Raw genomic sequence first — 20,889 nt, 5'->3', positions numbered from 1 at the left:
GCATAAAAAAAGTCCAGTTAAAGTAACATGTACTTTACTGGACTTAATATTTCAAATTTTTAGTCATTTTAATTTTTAAGAATCTGCTTCGGGAGTTTCTTCATTTGCTTCCTTAACATTTTCTTCTGCGGGTGCATCTTTTGCTGCTCGCATCGCTCTTATTTTTGAAAGTTTTTCCTTCCAAAGTGCCAGTTCCTCTTTATGTTTCGCAATATTTTTATGTACGTCTGCTACGAGAGGATTATCATCAGCCACATGACGGAAAAAGCCTAAATTGTTTTCAAGCTGGCTGATTTCTGCTTGAACTTCATCCACTTTTTTCGATAAGAAAAATTGCTCGTTTTGTAACTGTCTATCGTCATCTTGAGACACCATCGAGTTCACTTTATTTTCAAATTTAATGAGCTCGGTTTCCTTTTTGTCCAAGTCAAGTTTTCCAAACAATCCATCAAGCACTTTATTAAATTTTTGGTCAATGCTTTTCTTTTTGAAAGGGACGCGACCAATGGATTTCCATTCGGTAATTTTTGATTTGATCGCAACAATATCTTTTTTGTGGTCGCCTACTAATTTTAGCTTTTCAGTTTCAGAGAGAAGTGCTTCCTTTTTTTCTAAATTCTCAACTTCTTCTTTATTTTCCTCATCTCTAAGCGCATTCAATCTATCGAAATAGTGATTGCAGGCTGCTTTAAATTTTTTCCAAACTTTATCGCTTTCACTTCTCGGTACATGACCAATAGTGCGCCAGTCTGCTTGGATTTTTTTCATAATTTGCGTAGCATTTTTGTAATCCTCGCTGTCTTTATGTTCTTCGGCGATAGCAATAAGTGCACGCTTTTTCTCTAGGTTTTCAAATTGCTGATTCTTTTGGTTTTTATAAAAATCGTTTTTCGCCTTGTTGAAATTGCGCATCGTGTCTTTAAAACTAGCCCAAACTTCTTTGTTTTTATCTTTTGGCACACGACCGGCGGTAAAGAAAATATCTCTTATTTCCTGTACTTGCTTCATGGATTCTTGCCATTCTTTATGTGTAGGTTTTGCTTCCTCTTTTACCTTGTCAATAAGCCCAATCAGCTCTTTTTTAATGCTATAATTTGCTTTAAACGTTTCTTCTAAGGCAGCTTCAGCTTGTTCTTTTTTCTCGTGGATTACTCGTGACGCAGTACTAAATTTTTCCCAAATCTCATCGCTAATTTCACGCGCAACGGGTCCAATTTCTTCTTTCCATTTTCGGTGAATCAATTGTAATTCTCTAAAGGCCTTATTGATATCACTTTCCTCGGCAAGCTCTTCCGTAAGTTTGATGAGTTTTTGTTTTTCCTCAAGATTGTGTTTAAAATCAAGTTCTCTAAACTCATTGTCAAGGTGCAATGCGTTGTAATAATTGTCAACATGATGGTGGTAATTATTCCACACTGTGTTGTATTTGTCTCGAGGAATTGGCCCCGCATCACGCCAGCGCTCCTGAATGTCTTTTAATTTTTTGTAATTTTTATTTACGCTTTCATCAGTCTCAACAAGAGTTTTTAACTCTTCGATAAGTTCATTTCGAGTGGCTAAATTTGACTCTAATTCCTTTTTTAAATTATTGTAGTAACTGTTCTTTTTCTTACGGTAATCTGAATACGCTTCGTTAAAAGCTTTCTTTTCTTTGGACTCGTAATAAAAATCAATGATGTTTCCGCCTTCGGCCAAGAATTCTTCTTTTTTGGTATTGAGTAATTCTTGAAACTGATTATTGAATTCGTTTTTAATTTCGTCAGTTTGGTCTTTTATTTTTTGGACCGGATATCTTGAAACAAGTTCTTCAAGTGCCGCCGTCAACTTTGGCATTGAAAGCTCGCTGTAATCTGTTTCGGGAATTTCAATGTCGTCATTTTCATTAATGTCGTCTGAAGTTTCTACTTCTTCTTCATCTTCGTCATTTTCATCATCGGACCCGCCTGTCGTGCCTTGGTGGGCAGGAACGTCACTATTTGAAAACTCCTCATTTTTTTCAACCATTGTAACAACTTCAGGAGTTTCTATTTCTTCGGAAGTAGTTTCGCCGGCTTTTGTTTCTTCCGAAGAAGTTTCAGCAGTGGCGGGAGTTTCAGGCGTTTCTATTTCCGAAGCTGAACTATTGGTAGTTTCATTTTCGGTAGTTGTTTCCACCTGTTTTATTTCCGAAGTTATTTCAGAATTTTCAGTTGTTTTGTTTTCGTTTTGGTTTCCGCTAGGGGTTTTCTCTTCAGACATTTCTTTCAATGTTAGGGTTCTTGTTCTTGGGCGTGAAGATACTAACTACTGATAACAATGCCAAGATAGGCGCTGTTTTTTAAAGGATAGTCGAGATTTTTAAGAATTCCAAATCTTCCAAGATTTTTTAGCTTGATATTCCAGCATTTTCATTCCGTTGCAGATGGTTGCTCCTTTTGCAAAACCTCGTTTGAGAAATTCGGTTTCTTTTGGATTGTAAATGAGGTCATATAAAAAATGACTTTGAGTGATGAGACTATAAGGAATATTTGGGCATTCTGAAATATTTGGGTGTGTGCCCAAAGGGGTTGTGTTGATGATGAGTTTGTACTTTTTCATCACTTCGGCAGATAGCGATTTGTATGAAAGTTGCCCTACTTCAGGTTCTCTAGAGACCACTTTAAAGTCAAAATTCATGGTTTCTAAAACATATTTGATTGCTTTTGATGCACCGCCGCTTCCAAGAATTAGTGCCGTTTTTTCTTCAAATAGCGGAAAAGTTTCTAGTGACTTTGCAAAACCATAATGGTCTGTATTGTAGCCTACCAGACGACCGTCGCTCAAAATTTTTATTGTGTTAACAGCACCAATATTTTTTGCTTCTTTGTCGATGCGGTCTAAAAAGGGAAGGACCGCTTCTTTGTAAGGTATGGTAACGTTCAAGCCCTTAATGTCTGGATTTTCTTCTAATATAGTTTTGAGTTGTTCTATTTTTTCAATGTCAAAATTGGAATAGGTGTGGTCAAGTTTCTCTAAATCAAACTTTATGGAAAAGAATGTTTTTGAGAATGAGTAACTTATTTTGCGTCCGATAAGACCAAATTTAGCCATTGTTTTTCTGTTTCATTTTATAATACCAGTCCAAACTTAGGATTGTTAATATTCCTACAAAAATGCAACTTAAAGCCAGTATTACTTCGAGAGAAAATTCTGACGGAAAATATCTGTTATATCCTACGATAATATCTCTACCATTGGCGTCTACCATAACGTTATTTGAAGCATCCAAGCTCAAAACTTTTTCCTTCCAAGGCCAAACGACACCCAAAGAACCGGCTATAAAACCAATTATAACTGCATAAGTGGCCTTTTTATAGCGTTTTAAAACATACCCCAAAAAATGTGAAAGCGAAATTAATCCTACTAATGACCCTAGTGAAAATGATGCAAGTACTTTCAATAATTGTATCTGTCCTTCGTCGTTCACAAAACTGAAATCTCCTTGAAACATCATAGCAAACGTGTCAAATAAAGCATTTACACTATCTACTAATAATAAAACATAATTGCCCAACAAAATTAATATAAATGAACCCGATAACCCAGGGAGTGTCATACCACTAACACCAATAATTCCACAGAAAAAGACAAAGATTAAGTTATCATTTTCACGTGCAGGTTCAAGAAAACTAATGGCTATACCTGCAGCAATTCCGCAACATAGATAGCCTAAGTATTTTCTGTTCCATTCGCCAAAGTCTTTTGAGATATAATAAATGGAACCTATGATCATCCCAAAAAAAGCACTCCAAACATACAACTCATAATGAATAATAAGATAGTCGAGTATTTTTGAAACACTAAAATAACTAACAATCATCCCTAGGACGAGTAAGCTGAGAAACGAACCGTTTGTATAATTGAAAAAACTTTTAAAACGCCCGCCTATTAACAGTTTGAAAGATTTTTTGTTTATTCTTTGAAGTGAATAAATAAACTCCTCATAAAAACCAGCAACAAATGCAACGACACCACCAGATACACCAGGAACCTTATTTGCGGCTCCCATGGCTAGACCTTTTAAGACCAGCCAAACTTTATCTGAGGGTGATCTCTGCGGTGTCAATTAATTTCTTGTTTTGGAGATTTTCTATTAGCGGTAAATTCAAGTAAAAAAATACAGGCAAAACCTATCATAGCAAAAACGATAGCCATAAATATTTGAGGATTTCCATCATAGGTATTAGGTAAAATACTTCGCTCTAAAAAGGGGATTTCTTCTCCATGGCTATTCATTCTATATTTTAAAACTTCTTTCCAAGGCCAAATTTTGTTTAGAGCCCCAATCATAAATCCTGTTAAAATAGCAAGTGTGATGTGTTTATAATGCTTGAACATCCAGTTGAGAACTCCAGAAAAAATTTTTAATCCAGCAATGGCACCTATTCCAAATGTCAATAATTTTAAAAATGCACTTGATGTCTGCTGAAAATTTAAATTAAAAATCCCTTCGCTAAAATTTGTTATAGTCCCAATCACAGAAGTATATGCGCCCAATAATAAAAGTATAAATGCGCCAGAAATTCCAGGAAGTATCATTGCGATAATGGCAATAAAACCTGCTAAAAATAGAAACCAAGTACTCTCGGTATTACCAATAGGCTCGGCAAGCGTGATGTAGTAGGAGAGCGCTGCAGCCGCGAGGAGTGCAATAATTACTGGAAGTGAAAATTTAGTAATTTGTTTTCCCACATATAAAATACTAGCGAGGACTAAACCAAAAAAGAACGCCCAGACTAAAACAGGGTATGCAACAAGCAACCAAGTTATTAATTTAGCTAGAGAAATAATGCTTACGGCAATGCCACCAAAAAGAGTAAGTAGAAAACCTAGATTAAAATCAGTCCAAGCCTTCTTAAACCCTTCCTTTTTCCAGACTTTAAAAAAAGAAAAATTGAGTCTATGAATGGTTTCAATTAATTCTTCATAAATACCTGAAATAAAAGCAATTGTACCGCCGCTTACACCGGGAACAACATCGGCAGCTCCCATGGCCAAGCCTTTTGCAAATAAAGTAATGGACTGTAAAAGAGTACGAGAGGGCATAGTAGCGCGGTTGTTAGGCTCTCAAAAGTACAATTTATAACGTAGCTTTTTTGTGGTTTTTTACAATTTCTTTGACTGATTTGCTGGTCAATAGCGAAGGGAATAATTCTTCAATTATCATAAAGAATTCTGGTTCGATGTCGAGCGCATTTTTTAAATGAAAGGAACCACTATTCGTATCGGTAGTCATATAAAATAACCCAGCTAATCTAAATTGAATCTCGGCACATTCTGGATAGAATTCGTTCGCTTGAGCCAAATTACTTATTGCAGCTTCATATTCTCCCAATTTTGTTAAAATATCAGCACGTGTCAACCACGTTTCAAGTTCATAATTGCCAAGTTCAATAGTTCTTCTAAAACCAACTTCGGCTTCTTCGAACCATTGCAGACGTTTGTTTATCTTGGCGTAGCGTTTCCAATAGTGAACATTTTCGCTATCAATACTAATAGCTTTGTCTATATAATAGAGCGCTTTTTCAAAATCTTTACGCTTGTAATAATAATCTGTGATGGCAATCCACCCTTTATCTAAAAGCGGATCTTCCTCCACACATTTTGTAAAATATTGTAGAGACAATTCGCTATTGCCCAACTTTTCATAACATTTACCAATACGTAAAAGTGCAAAAGACGTTGGGTCATCAATACCTAATGTTATTGTGTAGCTTTCAATGGCATCTGCAAAGCGGTTCAGTTTTTCTAAAACTTTTCCTTTTTCAAGATAAGCACCTACAAAACTATCATCACTAATGATAGCAAAATCAAAGGCTGCCAAAGCTTTTTTGTACTTTTTAGCAATACAATATTGTTTACCCACTTGGTGCCAAGCAACTTCACAATAGGGATTATTGTTGAGAAAAATATTAAGATAATCGATAGCCTCTTCCGTTTGTTCGAGGCATTCAAAGCAATAAATAACATTATAAAGTGCTGAATAGTCAGAATCATCACTCTCTAAACACTTCATAAAATTACACTTCGCATTTTCAAAATCTTCTAAGAATAAATATTCCATTCCTAAAAGTGAAAGCACATCAGCTTCATCTAGTGTAATTTCTAATGCACGTTCCAGCAATTTTATGGCTCCTTCATGGTCATCGCGACGCGATAAAATATTTGCTTTCTGAATATAAATTTCCTCGTTGGATTGTTCAATTTGGTATAATTCTTCTAACAATGCTTCGGCAGTATCGAGTTCATTTTCAAAAATGAACATTTCCACTTGAAACAATTTTAAATTGGTAGAAGTAGGGTGTTGCTCAAGACCAAGTTTGGTCGCTTTTTTCGCCAATGAAATTTTACCTATCTCTAGGTAATGATGAATGATTTCTTCAAATTGATCGGCATCAAAAAACAAAACGCTGTTGGTCTTCAACATAGACTCAAAGCGAGTTAGTGAGAAATTGTTATGTTCGTTTGGAAGCAAATTCATACGCTGCGATTTAACGGTTCCTACTATTTTAAAGATAGGAATGTAATGTTAAAATCAATTAATGTGCCGCTATTCTTGTTAACGACTTATTAACAGAGCGTAATAGGGTTAATCAATTGCTAGTAAAGGGCTAAGGGGTATTTTGCTCATTTTCAATGGCATCCATTACTTCGGTCAAGATGGCGCATCCTTCTATTATTTCTTCTTCGGAAATGGTCAAAGGCGGCGTAATGCGTATTGCTGTTGATTCAAATAGCAACCAAAATAATATGAGACCGCGGTCTTTACAACGTAGTATAATTTCCGAAGCAATTGTAGCGCTTTCAGTAATAATGGCGAGCATTAAACCTCTTCCGCGAACCTCCTTAATGAGCGAATGTTGTAAAAGGTGACGGAATATTTTTTCTTTTTGTAATGTTTCGGCAATTAAATTTGTCTCTGTAATTTCTTGTAGGGTAGCTAGTGCCGCCGCTGCGATTACAGGATTTCCGCCAAAGGTGGTGATGTGTCCTAATTTTGGTTTATCTTGTAATAATGCCATGAATTCTTTAGACGCTGTAAATGCGCCAATTGGCATTCCGCCGCCCATTCCTTTGCCCATAACCAAAATGTCCGGAACTACGTTATAATGCTCAAATCCAAATAATTTTCCGGTGCGTCCAAAACCTGGCTGGATTTCATCCAAAATTAACAACGCGCCCACTGCTGAACAGCGCGCTTTCACTTTTGCCAAAAAATTGTTTTTTGGTTCTATAAATCCTGCACCGCCTTGAATAGTTTCAAAAATAACCGCTGCGGTGTTTTGGGTAATACTTTCAATACAAGTTTCACAATTGAAATAAATTGGGTGGCAATTGGGAATTAGTGGTCCAAAAGCGGTTTTGCGTTCTTCGAAACCCATGACGCTCAACGAACCCATTGTGTTGCCGTGGTACGCGTGGTGTGCATATAATATTTCGGCTCTGCCTGTGGCGCGTCTTGCTAATTTAAGAGCACCTTCGATAGCTTCAGTCCCACTGTTTACAAGATATGTGGTCTCTAATGGCGCGGGTAAATGTGAGGCTAATAGTTTTGAGAGTTCGACAGCCGGCTGTTGAATATATTCGCCGTACACCATGACGTGCAAGTATTTTGAAACTTGTTCTTTTACTGCGGAAACAACCCGCGGATGACAATGCCCAAGACTGCAAGCCGAAACTCCCGCGACAAAATCCAAATGTTTTTTCCCCGAACTATCATAAATATAACTCCCCGAAGCGTGCGAAATTTCTAGTGCCAAAGGATGCGGAGTTGTTTGAGTTTGATATGTAAAGAAGTCTTTTTTCAAAGATTAGTTTTCTTTTTTAGGAGTGTTGTTATTTTTATTATCCCCACTGCCATCGTCAGGCTGGGTTTCTGGCGCGGCATCTTCTGGCCGATTTTTAAAATCTTTGGGAGAAAGTTTTGAGGCTTCGGGCAGGTTTAGTTCTTCGTCGGTTTGTTCTTCAAAAAATTCGCCCTCGTCAATGGGTAATGGAATTCCTTTGATTTTTGGTAAAATAGGTTTCGGTTTTCCTTTAAATAAATCGTCTTTGCTCAATAATCGCTCGTCGCCGCGCCATTCAAAACCTGCTAGTATCCTGGCTTCGGGAGGTAATTTTGAAAGGGGGTATACTTTCCCTTTTCCTTTTTTGATAAACCGAATCCCTTGAATTTCTTGGTTTTCCAAATACATCTGGATTGAACTAGAAACGGTATTGTTTATTCCTATCAATTCATCTTTATCGTTTCTTGCAAAGTAAATGACTTGTGCGTTTTTGTCAATATTGACGGTGTCCAGTTTATTTTCGGTAAACAATCCTGTGAGTCGTTCTCCTTTTACTTGATTGTAGCCCAAACTATCGCGTTGGGCCAAAAAGGCATTATTAAACACTTTTAAAGTATCTAATTTTTCTGTTTTTGTGTTGGTGATCAAATGGATGGTGTCACCCGTCATTTGATTTTCGCCACTCCAAAGAATGGGACGTCGTAACATTTTTGTAATTCCTTCTTTCTGAAATAGATAAATAGAATCACATTTTCCCGATGTTGCATCTTCACCAGGTTTCGGCTCTTGAAACATGCGTGCGCGATAAAAACCTTTTAAAATTCTATTTTCGGGTTTGCCGGTTACTTGCAACGTATCTGCATGCACGTACAATGAATCATTGTCCCTTACCGAAATAGCAACAGCTCTTTTTGTGATATATACTGAATCTTTTTTCCTAAATACCTCGGCATAGTGGCCTTTGATGATGCTTTGGTTTGCAGTGTCGAGTACTCTAATATTGTTTGTGGCAGATGCAAATGCTTTGTTTCTGTCAAAGTAAATACTATCGCCATACAAAGTGCGGTTGTCATAATCCACTCGTGAATTTTTTACAAAATACCCCGTATCACCTCGCGTGTCATAATAGCCGCGTTCGCAATACACAGTGCTTGTTTCACTTTTAATGACAGATTCGCCATAAAGGTAGGCGCCACCAGTTTCACTATAAAAATCAAGTTGTGGTGAGGTGACGGTATATTTTGGGTTGACAATCTTTACGTTACTGATGAATTGGTATTTTTTGCTGTTTGCGTAGTACCTACCAATACGACTTGTTAACGTGCTAGCTGTGTCGATTACGGTTCCGCCAGAACGATAAAAAGCTTGTTGTTTAACGCGGTCAAAGTAAAGTGTGTCTGTTTTTAGTGTTGTAGTTGGTTCTTTAAAAACTACGTCGCCACTAGCAAAAGCAAATTGAGTATTCCCATTGTACTCACCATATTTGCTTGTCATTGAAATCGTGTCGGCTTGATTGATTTTTACATTTCCGTAGGCCTTTACAAAATTGTCATTTAAATAAACAAATGCCTGGTCGCACCACATTTCAACTCCCTCGTGAATGATGTAGACTTGCTCATTGGCTTCCTTTGTATAAATAAATGCATCTGGTAATTCTGGTCTACGTTCTAAATATCCCGATTGGATGTCCACCTTCGTTCTTTCTTGTTCTTGACCGGGTTGTGCTACGGAAATGAAACCCACAAAGAGCAGGAGGAGCGTGATTAATATGTTTTGATTTGGGTTCAATTTTTTTTGAGAAATTATTTTTATAACAATCAGGGTGTTTTAACAGGAATTCCAAAGTTATACTTGAAACTATCATCTCCATTAATGGCATTAATTACAACTTTTAGCTCACTATCAACCAGAGATCCATCTATAGTTGTTATTTCAACATTCATTGTATTCTTTGAAGGTTTTATAACTTTAATACCAGGGCCAGAAACAGAAAATATTAAACCATCACTATATGTAAATCTTGCTTTAGTCGGTTTGTTTTTAATGAGGTAGTTTTTGCCATCAGCAATAATAAATTCTATTTTATTAATTCCATCGTCGTAAACAAAGTCATTTTCAGTTTTGCTTTTAATACATCCACAAAAAATAATTAGAACTGCTACGTAAATAAAGAGCTTGAATTCATTTTGTTTCATCCTAAAAATTTATCTATTTAAACACCTAACAGCACAATTAATTTCATTTTGCCTCATTTCTGAAGTAAAGACGATAAAACAATTACAAAATAACAATCCCGAAACTATCGGGATTGCATTTGTTTATCTATGAATTGTTTGTGTCCTATCTGGACCTACGGATACAACTTTGATTGGGATTTCGAGTTCCTTTTCTAAAAAAGCAATATAGTCATTCAACTCCGTTGGGAATTGTGATGGTTCGGTCATTTTTGTCAAATCCTTTTTCCAACATTTAAATGTGCTGTAAACAGGCGTTACATTTTCGGGTTCAATATTGTAGGGTAAATGTGTGATTCTTTCGCCTTTGTACATATAAGCGGTGCATACTTTTAATTCGTCAAAACCAGAAAGCACATCGCCTTTCATCATCATTAATTGTGTTACTCCGTTGACTTCGCACGTGTATTTTAAGGCCACAAGATCTAACCAACCACAACGTCTTGGACGTCCTGTTACGGCTCCAAATTCTCTACCTATTTTTGCCATTTCTGCACCCACTTCGTCGAAAAGCTCCGTTGGAAAAGGTCCCGAACCTACTCTTGTGGTGTAAGCTTTGAAAATTCCGTACACGTCTTCTACTTTATTTGGTGCAATACCTAAGCCGGTACATGCTCCTGCAGCAGTTGTATTTGAAGAGGTTACAAATGGATAGGTTCCAAAATCGATATCTAGGAGTGATCCTTGTGCACCTTCAGCAAGGATAGTTTTTCCTGCTTTGATGGCTTGGTTTAAATATTCTTCGCTGTCAATAAATTGAAGTTCTTTTAAAGTTTCGACTGCTTCAAAGAATTCGGTTTCCATTTCATCAAGGTCATATTGCACATCTACATTGTAAAATGCAATCATAGCCTCATGCTTGTCTGCTAACGCTCTGTACTTGTCTTTCCAGTTTGTAAGTTCAAGGTCGCCCACACGAATACCGTTACGTCCTGTTTTGTCCATATAAGTTGGTCCAATACCTTTTAACGTGGAACCTATTTTTGCTTTTCCTTTTGAAGCTTCGCTTGCTGCATCTAGCAATCTGTGGGTTGGCAGGATTAAGTGTGCTTTTCTTGAAATAATAAGCTTGGCTTTATAATCAATGTCAAATTGATCTAGACCTTCCAATTCTTTTACAAAAACTACGGGATCTATAACTACACCGTTACCTATAACGTTCATGGATTTTTTATGAAAAATACCTGAGGGAATGGTTCTAAGTACGTGCTTGATACCATCAAATTCTAAGGTGTGACCTGCGTTTGGTCCTCCTTGAAAACGTGCGATAATATCATAATTTGCTGTGAGAACATCGACAATTTTTCCTTTGCCTTCATCTCCCCATTGTAATCCTAGTAGTAAGTCTACTGCCATAATATAAGTGTAATTGGTCCTATTGTTTTGTAGGGTGGGTTGTTTTCTTCTTTCCGTAGAAATAGAGTGAATGTTTTGTGATTTCAATATCAAAAACTTCTTCGATTGTTTTCTTTATTGTTTGAATTCGTGGGTCACAAAATTCAATCACTTCTCCATTTTCTAGTATAACGTGGTCGTGTTGTTTGTCGAAATATGATTTTTCGTAATGTGCCTGATTTTGTCCAAATTGATGCTTGCGTACAAGCGCGCACTCCAACAATAACTCAATAGTATTGTACAGTGTTGCGCGGCTAACACGATAGTTTTTATTCTTCATATTGATATAGAGCGATTCTATGTCAAAATGTTCTTCTTGGTCGTAAATTTCTTGTAGGATTGCAAACCGTTCTGGAGTTTTTCGGTGTCCCTTTTCTTCTAAAAATGTAGTGAATACATTTTTGACAACGGCTTGATTATCGATGGCAGTTTTTAGCGTCATAATAAGAAGCAAAGTTACTTAATTTACTTTCGGGTTACTTTATCAATTCCGTTTATTTTTTTAATGTTTTGAACCAAGTTATCAAGAATATTCTTGTTTTTAACTACAACGATAATTCTTCCAGTAAATACACCATCGTCACTGTCAAAATGAACACCTCTCATATCTATATTCAGATTGTTGGAAATCTCTTTTGTTACAGCATTAACTAAGCCTATAGTGTCTATTCCAGTTATTGAAAGTTCAGCCCTAAAATCGCGCTGAGTGGAATCAATCCATTTAGCTGGCATGATTCGATAGCTATAGTTACTTTGCAGTTGAACAGCATTTGGACAATTGATTTTATGAACCTTGATTCCTTCATTTACCGTAAGGAAACCAAAAACATCATCTCCTGGAATTGGGTTGCAGCAATTGGACATTTTATAGTCTAATTTTTGCTCATCTTTTCCAAAGACCAATTGGTCATATTTCTCAGTAATTTCTTCCTTATTGATTTCCTCAGGATTGGAAGGCTTTCTTATTTTATTTTTAAAGAAACTTACAAAGGCATTGCTACGTGAAGCCGCATAATCCTTCAACAATTTGTTGTCAATAATTCCAGCTCCCACTCGATAAAATAAATCTAGGCTTGTTTTTACTTTGAAAAAACGCACCATTTCGGTAATCGAAGTATCATCAAAATTGATCTTGAGAGATTTCAATTTTCGTTTTAAAACTTCCTTTCCTTCGTTGGCAAGTTCTTTTCTGTCTTCTTTTAAAGCCGATTTTATTTTTGAAATTGCTCTTCCGGTATTTGCATAATCTAACCAGTTATTAGTAGGTTTTGCATTATTAGAAGTGATGATTTCAACTTGATCACCACTATTGAGCACGTGACTTAAAGGCACTAATTTTCCGTTCACTTTTGTGCCACGGGTTCGCAGTCCTATTTCGGTATGTATGGCGAAGGCAAAATCAAGCGCGGTGGCGCCTTTTGCTAGAGAGAATAAATCTCCTTTTGGAGTAAAAACGAAAATCTCTTTTGAGTAGAGATTGAGTTTAAATTCCTCCACAAAATCAATGGCGCTAATGTCCTGATTTTCTAAAGTTTCTTGAAGTTTGTTTAGCCATACTTCGAGTCCGCCGTCGTCGCTATTTTTGTTTTTGTATTTGTAGTGCGCTGCAAATCCTTTTTCGGCAATTTCATTCATTCGCTCGCTACGTATCTGTACTTCCACCCATTTGCCCTGCGGCCCCATTACTGTAATGTGCAATGCCTCGTATCCAGTAGATTTTGGAGATGAAATCCAGTCGCGCAAACGCACGGGATTTGGTCTAAAATGGTCTGTAACGATAGAATAGATTTTCCAAGCGATGAACTTTTCATCTTCAGGAGTGCTTCGGTAAATAATTCTAACAGCAAACTTGTCATAGACTTGATCAAAAGTAACCGTTTGTGCTTGCATTTTTCTCCTAATAGAGAAAATAGACTTTGGGCGCCCTTTAATTTCGTAATCTAACTTTTCAGCATTTAAGGAATCCTCAATTATTTTTGAGAACGACTTTATATACGCGTCCTGTTGTTCTTTACTTTCCTTTATTTTACTTAAAATATCGTTGTAAACTTCTGGCTCTGTATATTTTAAGCTAAGGTCTTCCAGTTGAGTCTTAATGTTATAAAGACCAATTCTATGTGCCATTGGTGCATAGATGTACAACGTTTCACTTGCAATTTTCACTTGCTTGTGTGGTGGCATGGAATCCATAGTTTGCATGTTATGCAAACGGTCTGCAATCTTGATGATAATAACGCGAATATCCTCATTAAGCGTCAAGAGCATTTTTCTAAAATTCTCTGCCTGTAAAGACACATCGCCTTCGTAAGGCATGTTCGATATTTTAGTCAATCCATCAACAATACGTGCTACGACCTCGCCAAACATTTGTTCAATATCAACAATGGTATAAGACGTATCTTCAACCACGTCGTGCAAGAGTGCAGCTGCAATAGATGTGGCATCTAAGCCGATTTCTGAAGCTACAATTTTTGCTACTGCAATAGGGTGAAAAATATATGCTTCGCCACTTTTACGGCGTTGTTCTTTATGAGCGTCAACGGCAACATCAAAAGCCGAACGAATCAACTTTTTATCTTCCTTTGAAAGAATACGATAACTAATCCTAAGAAGCTCTTTATACTCCCGGGCAATCGCTTTTCTTTCCTTTTCTAACGCTAATTCTGTCATACATTAAAAGTACAATTATGACAGAGATGGCGCAATTTTTTCTGAAATTTTATTTTCTGAAATTTAAAAGCATTAAAATCCCCTTTGCCGTTTTGCTTCAAAAATGAGGATTCCCGCAGCGACCGAAACATTCATAGAATCAATTTCGCCTTGCATGGGTATTTTAATATTTTGAGTACTCGCCGTTCGCCATTTTTCTGAGAGTCCCGTGGCTTCTGTGCCCACAACAATTGCGGTAGGTTTTATGTAATCGCAGCTGTCATAATTAACGGCTTCTTGTAAAATGGCACTATAAAAATTAATATTATTTGCCTTCAAAAAATGAATGATTTCTTCGGTTGTACCCATAGCAATGTTGTTTGTAAAAACGCAACCCACGCTACTGCGAATAATGTTAGGATTGTAGATATCGGTTTTGGGGTTTGCAATTATAAAAGCATCCACATTTGCAGCGTCTGCGGTACGAAGAATGGCACCAATATTCCCAGGTTTTTCAGGAGCTTCAGCCATGAGAATCAAAGGGTTTTCTTTCTGAAATTTTAAATCCTTTAATGATAAATCTTTTGATTGGGCGATGGCGATGATACCTTCGGTGGTGCTTCGGTAGGCTAATTTTTGATATACTTCAGTAGATACTTCAATAATTTGAGTTCCTTGAGTCTTAAAATCTGTTACATTTCCGTGGAAAATTTCCGAAGAAAATAAAACCGTATGTACGGTATAGTCTCCTTTAATGGCAAGCATAATTTCTCGCTGTCCTTCAATGATAAATGTACCCGTCTTTTTGCGTTCACGAGATTTTTCTAGTAGTACGAGACATTTTTTTATAAATGCATTTTGTGGGCTATCAATCTTTTTGTACATGTGGTAAAGATATAAAATAAGGTGGCGAAATGATATCTCGATAGTTATAAACAGTAGATGATTATAAAACTATATATGTATATTTATAAAAAAAAATAAGCTATGAAGAAAATTATACTTTTATTACTTTTTGTTACCGCAGGTAGCATTGCGCAAGTGACGGCATTTCCTCCAGATGCTATTAGAATTTGCGATGAAAATAATCCAGGTGATGAGATTGAAGTGTTTGATTTAACAATTAATGAGGATCAAATACTTAACGGACAGATGGGGTTGACAATAACATATCACCTTACAAGTGGAGCTGCATTGGGTGGCGCTGGAGCGTTTAATAATCCAGAAATGTACACAAATATATCAAACCCTCAATTGATATTTATTCGTGTTCAAGGTAATGGTGGTTGGGACGTGACAACAATGGAAATAGAAGTTGTGCCATACCCTGAGGCTGAAAATCTGCCTCAAGATATTACGATTGATGAGGGAGATGGAGATGGTCAAGCTGTTTTTGATTTGACTGTAAATGAGGATTTGATGCTCGGTGGGCAATTTGCAATAGATTTTATTTTTACATACCATGTTGCACAAGCAGATTGTGACAATGGAACATTTGCTATTGTAAATCCAACGATGTTTACCAATTTTGAAAATCCTCAAGAAATTTACGTTAGAATGCAAAATGCGTTGGCAGATTGTTTTACGTGCTACAACTATCGTATTATGAGTGACGGGACATTGGGTGTTCTTCAAAACGACTTGGAAGCTGTTTCATTTTATCCAAATCCCGTGAATACTATTTTGAGTTTTGATGCCTCACAATTTTCTGGCGAAACTGTACTTTCCATATATAATCTGCAGGGCCAATTAATGACTTCGGAAATTTTAATACCTGAAAATCGTACCGTAGAAATAGATGTATCTAATTTAAACAGAGGAGTTTATTTTGTGCAGCTCATTTCAGAAGGAAATCAAATTATACAGCAGATAATCAAAGAATAAATATCTTAAAGGTTTTATAAAAGCTCCCGCGGTAAACGGGAGCTTTTTTATATTTACTAAAACAATAAAAATAAACCAATGAAAAAATTGCTTTTAATAGTAGGAATCGCCGTAACATTCACTGCTTGTAAAAATGAGACCAAGAAAGAAATAGAAACCGAGGATGTTGTGATCCATGACACTATTAAGGTTGATAAGAAAAAGCAATATCCAGCTAGCATTGCTGGAGTATTAAAAGCCCACGGTGGTATTGAGCAGTGGAATAAAATGAACAATCTATGTTTTGAGATGGATAAAAAAAGTGGCGTGGAAGCACATACCACTTCATTAAAAGATAGAAAGGCAAAAATCGAGCACGAGGATTGGACAATAGGTTTTGACGGTAAAGAGGCTTGATTGTTAGAAAATGAAAAAGGCTCTTATGAGGGAAATGCTCGTTTTTATCATAATTTAATGTTCTATTTCTACGCGATGCCTTTTGTGCTTGCTGACGACGGGATTAGCTACACAGATATTCCCGAAACAGAACTTGATGGAAAGAAATACAAAGGTGTAAAAATTAGCTACGGCGATGGAGTAGGGGACTCACCCAAAGATGAATATATGTTGTATTTTGACCCTGCTACAAACCAAATGACGTGGTTGGCTTACACGGTTACATTTAATAAGGATGAAAAAAACGACAATTGGAAATTTATTAAATACGACAAATGGCAAGAAGTAAATGGATTAATGCTCCCAGAAAAAATGACATGGTACAATGTTGAAAACAATCTTCCAACAAGTGAGCGCAGCGATTTACGCTTTAGTAAAGTTACTGCAACCGAAACGGTACTTGATAATAAAATATTTGAAAGACCAAAAGGTGCTGTTGTTGTGCCAAAATAATATTTAACTTTTATATTTTTAAGACTGAAAAATCACAATCCATATTATTCAAGCGCGATGATGAGTTTAATGTTTGCTTTTTCGGTTTCGGTGAGTAGAGGAGTTGCGTCCAGATTTTTATTTTCATACCACGATTGTAAATTAAAATAAGTGTCCATCGCTCCGCCTTCTTTAAAACTGTGTCCGTGACGGGCAAATATTTCGTTTCTCATTATCTTTAAATCTGGTACGCTAACAGCAATCAAATCATTTATCGTTAGAACTGTCGTACTCGCTTGTGGGTAAAGCCCATGGACGTTAGTTTTTTTGTTTGATGTTATTTCGGTTGTTGTTTCTATTTCATTTTCGGGAGACATTTCCGCAGATACTGTATCAATATCATTTTTCGTAGCTATCGTTTTTTGAGCAAAAGACATTTCATCATTTGAGCTTGAAATTAATGGGATTTCATAGCTTTTTTTTGTGACCATTGATTTATTGATAAGGCTATCGCTATCGTTAAAAGTGTAAATAAATTCAACACGTTCTTTTTTCGCATCAGATTTCCAATTTCCTTCGTATTCAAAATTTAATGTATAGGCATCTTCAACACCCGCTTCTAATCTTCTTTTTTTGTTGAGGTATTTTTTGTTTCTGTTTTTTGAAACGTCAACAATTTCATGTTCGCGACTTGCAATTGGATTGCCACTTTCTTCATACCAATCTAAAAAATAGTCAAAATCTTTACTCGATTCTTCCATCCATTTTTTGTCGGTTTTTAATTTTCCGTAAGCGTTAGTTGCTTTTTTGTTATTAGAAGGATTTGTGTTTCCACCCGTTTCTGAAACACCACAAGAAAAAAGTAATGTTATGAGAATAATAGTTAAGATATAGCTACGACTTTTCATAATTGTTTTGGTTTAGTTAGTTGAATTGATTAGCTAAAGTTCGACAATTTTAAGTAAACGGTTCTACTTTTATATCTATTTTACATTTTTAATTAATTAAAAATGAGTGGTTTAATCATTTTTACAAAATTTTAAGAGTAAGATTATGGCTTTTTGTAATGTGGTGTTTAATATTTCAGAAATATTAAAAAGATAAAATACTATAGAGCAAAGCAATACCTAAAAGCAATGCAAATGGTGAAAGTAACCGTAAATAAAGTGGTTTTAAAAGTCGGGCGCTCTTGGTAGAAAAAGCGTGATGTATCTTTCTGGGAACAATATATAAAATTAGCGAAGTCAATGCCATAAACCAACCGATGATTATGAAGATTAAGGGGAATTTTGAATAATCGGCATACATAATGAGAGCAATTGCGGGAATTAGACGTACTGTAATTTCAGCATAATTTATAAATGAAGTGCTTCCAGCTTTTGCGATGGTATTTCTAGCGCGTTCAGGTTGAACAAGCATTAATAATCCAGCAAAAAGAAAAATATTCCAAAGGAAATTAAAATCCATTTTGCTATTAGTATTATCATTATTTGAGACAGTTGAGGTGATTTTTTTATTGACTGAAACCCTTAGAGCCACTAATGTTTTAAAGGTCTTTTCTTTATGATACCGCCTTTTATATCTTTTATGCTGTTCATTATCATGAACGCATGTGGTTCAATTTTTTCTATTTCAGTGTTCAATTTATTTAACTCCAGTCGTGTAATAACGGTGTAAATAATGTCTTTATCTTTTGCAACGCCATCTAAAACATATCCTCCTTGACCCTTGTAAATGGTTACACCACGCCCCATTTTATTAATAATCATTTCCTTAATTGGTCTACTATGTGTAGCGATAATTGTAACACCAATGTATTCTTCTATACCCTCGATTATAAAGTCTAATGTTTTTGAAGCTGCGATGTATGTAATCATTGAATAAAGCGCGATTTCAATAGAAAGTAGGTACGCGGCAAAGGAAAAAATTATAATGTTAATCAAGATAATCACGTCTCCAATAGTTGTTGAAAATCTTTTGCTTAAAAATATGGCAAGGATTTCGGTTCCATCAATAACGGCGCCACCTCTAATGGCAAGTCCTATACCAGCTCCAAGGAAAAAACCACCAAAAATAGCCACGAGCAAATCATCGTTAGTCACGTTTGGAAATGGTACAAGCGCAACGCAAAGGGCCAAACCAATAATAGCCAGCGCCGTTTTTATGGCAAAGCGTTTACCCATAATTCTATACCCCATCACTATAAAAGGAAGGTTTACGCCGATAATAAGAAGGTAAAGCGGAATGCTAGTAATCGCAGCTAAAAGCAATGAAATCCCCGTCGCACCACCGTCAATAAAGTCGTTTGTAAGGAGAAATCCTTTGAATCCAAAAGACGCAGAAAAAATACCAACAACGATAAGTATTAGATTTTTAATATTTCGTTTTAATGAAATAATAAACTCCTTGTATCTTTTTGCAAGTTCATATTCTGAGGGTTTTTCCTTCGGAAACTTCTTGCCCTTAAGTTTTTGAGTTGTGTTAATTAAAATGGTGGCTAAAAATGGATTCATATAGTTTATAATCTTTTTTAAAGGTAACTACTAACTATGCACGAACGTCTCTTAGACTATCATCATTATCAAAAACATTTTTTACAAAGGAGCAAAGGGGTTTGATTTTTAAATTATTTTCTCTAGCAAATTTAACCGACTCCATCACTAACTTTTTCCCTGATCCTTGCCCGCCATATTCTTCTTTTACCTCTGTGTGGTCAATAACAAGTGTGTCTTTTCCTTCCCAGGAATATGTCATTTCTCCTACAGGTTTATCGTTTTCATAAATTACAAAACGTCCACTTTTACCATTATCTTCTCTTTTTATTTTAATCATTTTTAAATGTTTTTTATTTCTATATAATATATCATAAATAATATCACATAGAAATATGCTATTAATAATTTACATAATTAAAGTCTTTTTTTCTTCGGTAATTTCAAGTAATTAAAAACGTTTGATTCTAGTCAATTAAATTATTGTTGAAAAGATGTCAACATATAATGAAGGGGGAAAAGGTTGTTTTTCACCTCAGTTCTTTGTTGTAAAACGTTTTTATTCTTTCCATTCCTTAACAAAATTTTCTCCACCACCTGTTAATGTTAAGCTTGTATTGTCATATCCGCCACCAATTGTCATTACTTTATCAAGTCCATTGTCGAAATTTAGAATTACAGATTTATCATTAAATTCAAATTTTCCTTTGAAATTTTTTCCGTCTCCATTTTCAAAAAAGAATGTTCCATTTTCGTTAAAGCGTACTTTTCTCACAGCATAATGTGGTGTCCACCAATTTCCGATTAAATTCTTTCTTGAGTAAGATTTTAAGTCGTAATCTTTTTCTATAGTTAAATCAGTCATTTTGGAATACAGTTTTTGTTTTCCGTTGTTAAGTAACTTTAGAAATATTCCCATTGATTCGGCAGTTTCTCCCATAAAGTTATTTTCTATAATATAACTCCATTCTCCACTTTTGAAAACGTAGTGATAACCACCACCAGTTCCTTGTCGTTCTATTTTGCCGTCATATAGTATTAGATTCGGCTCGTCAGAAATTGTTTTGGGTTTATTCCAAGAAATGTATCTTATATCTCCATTTTTCAGATTGTCAATTTTAATGGTAAATTTTTTATTCTCACAATGAATAATGTTGTTTTGGACTTCAGTATTAAGTTTTAGTATTTGTTCTTTTACTTCAAGCTCTTTTGTTTTCGATTCGAGTTGATTTTCTTTTTGAGTTAATTCAGTTTCTTTTTGGTTCAGGTTATTTTCTTTTTCTGAATTTTTACACGCAAAAAAGCTAATTAATATTACTAAACTTAAAATTTTTCTCATAGTTTCTTGATTTGGTCAAATGTTTTACAACGTAATTGTGTATGGTTAGTTGTGTGGTTAAGCACCTAATTTAGCAAACAAATAAGAACCCGAGAAAATTCCGAAGGAATTTTCCAAATAAGCACTTGCCAAAGCAATTAATTATACACGTCTTAAGTTTGATTTTTAATAATTACATAACTTTAAGTCATTAATCAGAAAGAACAAAAGAGAGGATTAAGGTT

General features: G+C 35.6%; 20 protein-coding genes. 3 read left to right on the top strand and 17 right to left on the bottom strand.

The window, feature by feature from the left end:
* Positions 1-75: 75 nt before the first annotated feature.
* From ACSHW7_RS15275 to ACSHW7_RS15220, 12 genes are all read right to left on the bottom strand, one after another.
* The gene (locus tag ACSHW7_RS15275) at positions 76-2,238 is read right to left on the bottom strand and encodes a DUF349 domain-containing protein (protein ID WP_435680236.1); all 2,163 of its coding nucleotides are present in this window, start codon (positions 2,236-2,238) and stop codon (positions 76-78) included.
* A 99-nt stretch (positions 2,239-2,337) separates the two neighbouring features.
* The gene (locus ACSHW7_RS15270) at positions 2,338-3,069 is read right to left on the bottom strand and encodes a shikimate dehydrogenase family protein (protein ID WP_435680235.1); all 732 of its coding nucleotides are present in this window, start codon (positions 3,067-3,069) and stop codon (positions 2,338-2,340) included.
* Entirely contained in the window at positions 3,062-4,084 is a 1,023-nt protein-coding gene (locus tag ACSHW7_RS15265) for a DUF368 domain-containing protein (protein ID WP_435680234.1), read from the bottom strand. Before ACSHW7_RS15265 ends, ACSHW7_RS15270 begins: the two co-directional genes overlap by 8 nt.
* The gene (locus tag ACSHW7_RS15260) at positions 4,081-5,064 is read right to left on the bottom strand and encodes a DUF368 domain-containing protein (protein WP_435680233.1); all 984 of its coding nucleotides are present in this window, start codon (positions 5,062-5,064) and stop codon (positions 4,081-4,083) included. Before ACSHW7_RS15260 ends, ACSHW7_RS15265 begins: the two co-directional genes overlap by 4 nt.
* 34 nt (positions 5,065-5,098) lie before the next feature.
* A complete protein-coding gene (locus tag ACSHW7_RS15255; RefSeq protein ID WP_435680232.1) occupies positions 5,099-6,499 on the bottom strand; it encodes a tetratricopeptide repeat protein in 1,401 nt (466 codons plus the stop codon).
* 130 nt (positions 6,500-6,629) lie between these two features.
* Positions 6,630-7,826 carry an aspartate aminotransferase family protein gene (locus ACSHW7_RS15250; RefSeq protein WP_435680231.1) on the bottom strand — a complete coding sequence of 399 codons (1,197 nt, stop codon included), beginning with the start codon at positions 7,824-7,826 and terminating at the stop codon, positions 6,630-6,632.
* Between the two features lie 3 nt (positions 7,827-7,829).
* A complete protein-coding gene (locus ACSHW7_RS15245; protein WP_435680230.1) occupies positions 7,830-9,593 on the bottom strand; it encodes an OstA-like protein in 1,764 nt (587 codons plus the stop codon).
* Between the two features lie 29 nt (positions 9,594-9,622).
* Positions 9,623-10,000, bottom strand: a complete 378-nt coding sequence (locus tag ACSHW7_RS15240; RefSeq protein ID WP_435680229.1) for a hypothetical protein — start codon at positions 9,998-10,000, stop codon at positions 9,623-9,625.
* A 123-nt stretch (positions 10,001-10,123) separates the two neighbouring features.
* Complete coding sequence (locus tag ACSHW7_RS15235) at positions 10,124-11,395, bottom strand: adenylosuccinate synthase (protein ID WP_435680228.1); 1,272 nt, start codon at positions 11,393-11,395, stop codon at positions 10,124-10,126.
* 19 nt (positions 11,396-11,414) lie between these two features.
* The gene (locus ACSHW7_RS15230; RefSeq protein WP_435680227.1) at positions 11,415-11,876 is read right to left on the bottom strand and encodes a Fur family transcriptional regulator; all 462 of its coding nucleotides are present in this window, start codon (positions 11,874-11,876) and stop codon (positions 11,415-11,417) included.
* A 23-nt stretch (positions 11,877-11,899) separates the two neighbouring features.
* Positions 11,900-14,104, bottom strand: a complete 2,205-nt coding sequence (locus ACSHW7_RS15225; RefSeq protein WP_435680226.1) for a RelA/SpoT family protein — start codon at positions 14,102-14,104, stop codon at positions 11,900-11,902.
* Positions 14,105-14,176: 72 nt separating this feature from the next.
* Positions 14,177-14,968 (bottom strand): TrmH family RNA methyltransferase, encoded by a 792-nt coding sequence (locus ACSHW7_RS15220; protein WP_435680225.1) that lies wholly within the window; start codon positions 14,966-14,968, stop codon positions 14,177-14,179.
* Positions 14,969-15,070: 102 nt separating this feature from the next.
* On the opposite strand from ACSHW7_RS15220, the gene ACSHW7_RS15215 reads away from it, so the two are divergent.
* The 3 genes from ACSHW7_RS15215 (at position 15,071) to ACSHW7_RS15205 (ending at position 16,855) form a co-directional block, all read left to right on the top strand.
* On the top strand, positions 15,071-15,967 hold the full coding sequence (locus ACSHW7_RS15215; protein ID WP_435680224.1) for a T9SS type A sorting domain-containing protein: 897 nt from the start codon (positions 15,071-15,073) through the stop codon (positions 15,965-15,967).
* A gap of 78 nt (positions 15,968-16,045) precedes the next feature.
* Entirely contained in the window at positions 16,046-16,363 is a 318-nt protein-coding gene (locus tag ACSHW7_RS15210) for a hypothetical protein (RefSeq protein ID WP_435680223.1), read from the top strand.
* A complete protein-coding gene (locus ACSHW7_RS15205; RefSeq protein ID WP_435680222.1) occupies positions 16,364-16,855 on the top strand; it encodes a DUF6503 family protein in 492 nt (163 codons plus the stop codon).
* A 44-nt stretch (positions 16,856-16,899) separates the two neighbouring features.
* On the opposite strand, the gene ACSHW7_RS15200 is transcribed toward ACSHW7_RS15205, so the two are convergent.
* The 5 genes from ACSHW7_RS15200 to ACSHW7_RS15180 form a co-directional block, all read right to left on the bottom strand.
* The gene (locus ACSHW7_RS15200) at positions 16,900-17,742 is read right to left on the bottom strand and encodes a YARHG domain-containing protein (RefSeq protein WP_435680221.1); all 843 of its coding nucleotides are present in this window, start codon (positions 17,740-17,742) and stop codon (positions 16,900-16,902) included.
* Positions 17,743-17,926: 184 nt separating this feature from the next.
* Positions 17,927-18,301: a hypothetical protein gene (locus ACSHW7_RS15195; RefSeq protein WP_435680220.1), complete on the bottom strand. Its 375-nt coding sequence runs from the start codon at positions 18,299-18,301 to the stop codon at positions 17,927-17,929.
* 71 nt (positions 18,302-18,372) lie between these two features.
* Positions 18,373-19,347 carry a YitT family protein gene (locus ACSHW7_RS15190; protein WP_435680219.1) on the bottom strand — a complete coding sequence of 325 codons (975 nt, stop codon included), beginning with the start codon at positions 19,345-19,347 and terminating at the stop codon, positions 18,373-18,375.
* 34 nt (positions 19,348-19,381) lie between these two features.
* The gene (locus ACSHW7_RS15185; protein ID WP_435680218.1) at positions 19,382-19,666 is read right to left on the bottom strand and encodes a GNAT family N-acetyltransferase; all 285 of its coding nucleotides are present in this window, start codon (positions 19,664-19,666) and stop codon (positions 19,382-19,384) included.
* Between the two features lie 219 nt (positions 19,667-19,885).
* Entirely contained in the window at positions 19,886-20,665 is a 780-nt protein-coding gene (locus ACSHW7_RS15180; RefSeq protein WP_435680217.1) for a hypothetical protein, read from the bottom strand.
* Between the last annotated feature and the right edge of the window lie 224 nt (positions 20,666-20,889).

Source organism: Patiriisocius sp., assembly GCF_051252435.1.
Lineage (GTDB): Bacteria > Bacteroidota > Bacteroidia > Flavobacteriales > Flavobacteriaceae > Patiriisocius.
The sequence above is the reverse complement of the archived record's forward strand: the minus strand, read 5'-3'. Positions and strand labels throughout refer to the sequence as shown.